Origin of the sequence: Siphonobacter sp. (genome assembly GCF_048595215.1) — a bacterium.
In the GTDB taxonomy this organism is placed as follows: Bacteria; Bacteroidota; Bacteroidia; order Cytophagales; family Spirosomataceae; genus Siphonobacter.
The window spans coordinates 1-4,694 of sequence record NZ_JBMDWJ010000091.1; the positions used below are offsets into that span (position 1 = coordinate 1).

Below are 4,694 nucleotides of genomic sequence, written 5' to 3' on the forward strand. Positions count from 1 at the left end.
CTGAAACCCGTCTTTGCGGCCAATGGTAGCGTTACAGCGGGCAATTCTTCGCAAACCTCCGATGGAGCAGCGTTTGTTGTTGTCATGTCCGAGCGGCTGGTGAACGAACTGGGCCTGCAACCCATTGCCCGGATGATGAGCTACGCTACAGCGGGCGTCGAACCCCGAATTATGGGCATTGGTCCCGTAGCTGCTATTCCTAAAGCTCTGAAACAAGCCGGTTTGAAACTGGACGATATTGAGCAGGTGGAACTGAATGAAGCTTTCGCGGCCCAGTCGCTGGCGGTGATTCAGGAGCTGGGGATCAATCCCGAGCTGGTCAATCCCAACGGTGGAGCCATTGCCTTAGGTCACGCTTTGGGATCTACCGGAGCCCGTTTATCGGTGCAATTGCTCCACGAAATGCGTCGGCGGCAGCAAAAATACGGCATGGTCACGGCCTGCGTTGGCGGCGGTCAGGGCGTAGCCGGTATCTACGAGTTTTTAAATTAAGGCTTCTCTTCATCAAGCCTAAAACCCCGTCCCAGGTACTCGGACGGGGTTTCTATTTTTTAAGGTTTTTGATCGTACTTGTCCGGCATTCCATCGCATCTTTTTCCCTGATTCATACCCGCTTACAAACGGCCTGCGTTGTATACCCAGTTCGTGTGCTACACATGAACACACGTTTTGCGTGTAGTATAGAAAAAGGTTGAAGGTTCGTCGAAATGCCATGGATTACTGATCCGTGGCATTTTCATACGACGCTCTGATTCATTTTATTGACAGAAAAAGTATTCAAATATTTCAAGCAGAAACCCGAAAAAGCCTATTCCCCCGACAGTACGGGATGGTTAAAATCCCCGAACTTCCCTAGCTTTGGGAATTACGAATACCTCTACTCTTTCTTTATGCAGGCTCTCTTTGGTGTCATTTTCCACTTCATTGGTGGGTTCGCTTCCGGCAGTTTCTATATTCCTTTCAAACGTGTAAAAGAGTGGGCCTGGGAAAGTTACTGGATCATCGGTGGTCTATTCTCCTGGTTAATTGCTCCTTACGTGGCCGCCTGGCTTACGATTCCTGATTTCATGGCCATCATTCGGCAAACCGATAGCGATACGCTGTTCTGGACCTACGTGATGGGACTGTTGTGGGGCATCGGTGGCCTTACGTTTGGGTTGTCCGTACGTTACCTGGGCCTCTCCCTTGGTCAGTCAGTTGTACTGGGCTTTTGCTCAGCCTTCGGTGCATTGATTCCCCCGATTTACCGCGATTTCTTTACCCAGGAAACCGAAGGAACGATTACGCAGATGATTAATTCCACGGGCGGAAAAGTAGTACTCCTGGGCGTACTCATCTGTATCATTGGCATTGTGATTTGCGGAAGGGCGGGTGTTATGAAAGAAGCCGATCTTTCCGAAGAAGAGAAAAAAGCCAGTGTACAGGAATTCAACCTCTGGACGGGTCTGATTGTAGCTACGTTCTCCGGTATTCTGAGTGCCTGTTTCAACTTCGGTATCGAAGCCGGAAAGCCGATGGCTTTGAAAGCGATCACGGCGGGCTGCAATCCGCTATTTCAGAATAATGTCATTTTCGTCGTCGTCCTCTGGGGCGGTTTAACCACGAACCTGCTCTGGTCCTTACTACTGAATTTCCGGAATAAAACCTTTGGTAACTATACCGATTCCAAAACGCCACTGCTGAATAACTACGTGTTTTCGGCTATTGCCGGTACTACCTGGTTCCTTCAGTTTTTCTTCTACGGCATGGGTGAAAGCAAATTGGGCAATGGAGCCAGCTCCTGGATTTTGCACACGGCCAGTATCATCATCATTTCCAATCTCTGGGGTCTGTACCTGAAAGAATGGAAAGGCGTACAGCCCGCTACGTATCGTACGATTCTGACTGGGATCGCGACTATTATCCTGTCGGTTATGGTGGTTGGTTACGGCAATTATCTGAGTGAATAAAGGCATTTTTCTTTAACGAAAAGCCCCTTCCGAACCCATTCGGAAGGGGCTTTTCGTTGTTAGCTCCCCGCTGGCAAATCCGAAGTATCGGACAGCTCCGGAGCCGCAATCACTTTTCCGGTTTGTCGTCCGTAGTAAATCAGGCCTGCCGACATGATGACATTTGTACCGATGATCGTGAACAATAGTACACCGCTGAAATCCGGTAAAACCATGGTGGCTGGTATTCCGAAAAAGATCAGGATCGTAATCAGTCCCCGGGGAGCAATGAACAATTCTGGTAATAAGGGAATATTTAAAATCCACTTCAGATACATGGCCCGCATGGCGTACAGCGTCGTCACCATGATGGTACCAATGAGCCAGACTTTAGGGTTCGTTAGCGATTGTAGATCAATCGAAAAACCAAACAGTACAAAGAAATAGGTACGAATTAGGAAGGCACTTTCGGCAGTAATGGATTTGAATACGGGTAATTCTTCGTCCAGTTTATCGTGAATCAGGTATTGACGTAAAAAGTTAGGAATGACCAGATTGATATTGTTCATCATCAGTCCAAACGCCAAAATCAGCAGCAGCGGCGATAAGTGAAAGAGCTTGGCCAGCGAGTATACCAGAATGAGTAGAGCAATGATGAGGAAAAACTTGACGTGCTGCGTAATCCGGCTCATCAAATACACCAGTACGATACACCCTAGCAGCGACATCAGCAGAATACCAATGACCTCCACGATGAAATGCAGCATCGATGCCATGGTCAGTTCGTCATTCATCAATACAAAATTGAAGAGCATGATGCCCAGAATGTCGGAGAACGAACTTTCGTAGGTAATGAATTCCTTTTTGCGGGGGTCCGTCAGGTTGGCTACACTGGGAATGGCAATCGCACTACTGATAACCGCCAGCGGTACCGCATTCAGCAGTCCACGGTGAAAATCGCCGTACGCAATGGCCAGTGGCGTCGCCATCGTGAAAGCCGTAGCCAGCAAAATGCCTAAAGCCGCCAGTAAGGATTGCCATATCAGCTTACTCTTTTTGCGATCCAACTCTAGCTCCATGGCTCCTTCCAGTACAATCAGAATGAGTCCAACCGTACCCAAAACGGGCAGCGTATCATTGACCCGGCCCACGTAAAAACCCCGGCTATCGGCGAAAAGCCGTAACCCTACGCCCAAACTAATCAGTAGTAAAACGGAAGGAATGTTCGTTTTCTTAGTAATGAAGTTAAACAGGTAAGAAACCAGAATCAGACTGCTGCTGATAATCAAAATCCAGTTGGAGTTCATTCGTTGAAACTTTTGTACGGATAATCGCATTGTATCCCTGCATACCGCTCGGTGGACAGCCTATCTACTACTGCGGCGGCAGAGAGGCTCCGGTGAAACCCCGTATCAATCACGGGGAAATCGTTACCTTCGCTCAGGGATTGCATACCCATTTTAGAAATAATAATCTTTTCCTCACGTGGCCGAAGAAAAAGTTAGTGGTAAGATCGTAGACTGGAAAATTATTCAGCGATTATTTCAGTTTATCAAACCTTACAACCTACAGTTTATCAGTTTGGTGGTACTGATTCTGCTGGGAGCCGTATTAGCTCCCCTGACCCCCTTACTGATCCGTTATACTATTGACCATCACATCACCACCAGTGATTATCAGGGCCTGACTACCATGCTCATCGCAATGGTTGGTTTGCTGATTGTACAGGGCCTGACGCAGTTTGCCAGTAGTTATCTGTCGGGTTGGCTGGGGCAAACCATCATTCGGGACATTCGGGTTCAACTCTACGAAAAAATTCTGTACTTACGGTTAAAATTCTTCGACGATACACCCATTGGCCGATTAGTTACCCGTACCATTTCGGATGTAGAAACACTAGCGGATGTCTTTTCTGAAGGTCTGGCCAGCATTGCCGGAGATATTCTGCAACTCCTATTAATCATTGGGGTAATGGTGTACGCGGATTGGCGGCTTTCGCTGATCAGCCTGAGTACGGTTCCGCTGATGTTGATTTCCACGTACATCTTCAAGGAGAAAGTCAAGAAGTCGTTTACTGAAGTACGGACGGCGGTGGCTAACCTGAACTCCTTTGTTCAGGAGCACATTACGGGCATGAATATCGTTCAGATTTTCAGTGCGGAACCGATTGAACAGAAGAAGTTTGAGACGCTCAATCAGGAGCACCGTAATGCGAACGTCAAGTCTATTCTGTACTATTCGATCTATTATCCGGTAGCTGAGGTGATTGCGGCCATGGCTACGGGGATGATTGTCTGGTACGGAGCGAAGGAGGTTATCGGCCTGCAAACCAGCTACGGTACCATCACCGCCTTCATCATGTTCATTAACCTATTTTTCCGACCCATTCGGATGCTGGCGGACCGCTTCAATACCCTGCAAATGGGTGTCGTTAGTACTGACCGTATTTTAAAGTTGCTGGATTCAGAGGAATATACTCAGAATGAAGGAACGTATACGCCAGCCGAACTACACGGAAAAGTAGAGTTTCGGAATGTCTGGTTTGCCTATAATGATCCGGAATACGTTCTGAAAAACATTGCCTTTACGGTTGACGCCGGAAAAACCATCGCTTTGGTCGGAGCTACCGGAGCGGGAAAATCATCGACCATCAACCTCCTGAGTCGTTTTTAAGAGATTCAGAAAGGTCAAATTATTATTTAAGATTTTGATCTAAAAAAATACGAACTGGGCTGGTTACGAATCCGGATCGGGGTGGTATTTCAG

The 4,694-nt window shown here is 47.7% G+C and carries 3 protein-coding genes and 1 pseudogene; 3 read left to right on the forward strand and 1 reads right to left on the reverse strand.

Features of this window, described 5'->3' with window-relative positions; translation table 11 throughout:
* Both ACOJTG_RS05065 and rhaT read left to right on the forward strand, forming a co-directional pair.
* The coding region (locus ACOJTG_RS05065) for a thiolase family protein (protein WP_420152818.1) at positions 1-492 on the forward strand (492 nt) is incomplete at its 5' end.
* Positions 493-890: 398 nt separating this feature from the next.
* The gene (gene rhaT / locus ACOJTG_RS05070) at positions 891-1,949 is read left to right on the forward strand and encodes an L-rhamnose/proton symporter RhaT (RefSeq protein WP_094809207.1); all 1,059 of its coding nucleotides are present in this window, start codon (positions 891-893) and stop codon (positions 1,947-1,949) included.
* A gap of 59 nt (positions 1,950-2,008) precedes the next feature.
* Here the strand turns inward: rhaT and ACOJTG_RS05075 are convergent, their stop codons facing one another.
* Positions 2,009-3,265: a cation:proton antiporter gene (locus tag ACOJTG_RS05075; protein ID WP_420152819.1), complete on the reverse strand. Its 1,257-nt coding sequence runs from the start codon at positions 3,263-3,265 to the stop codon at positions 2,009-2,011.
* Between the two features lie 148 nt (positions 3,266-3,413).
* On the opposite strand from ACOJTG_RS05075, the pseudogene ACOJTG_RS05080 reads away from it, so the two are divergent.
* Positions 3,414-4,694: pseudogene (locus ACOJTG_RS05080) on the forward strand (ABC transporter ATP-binding protein); the annotation flags it as partial.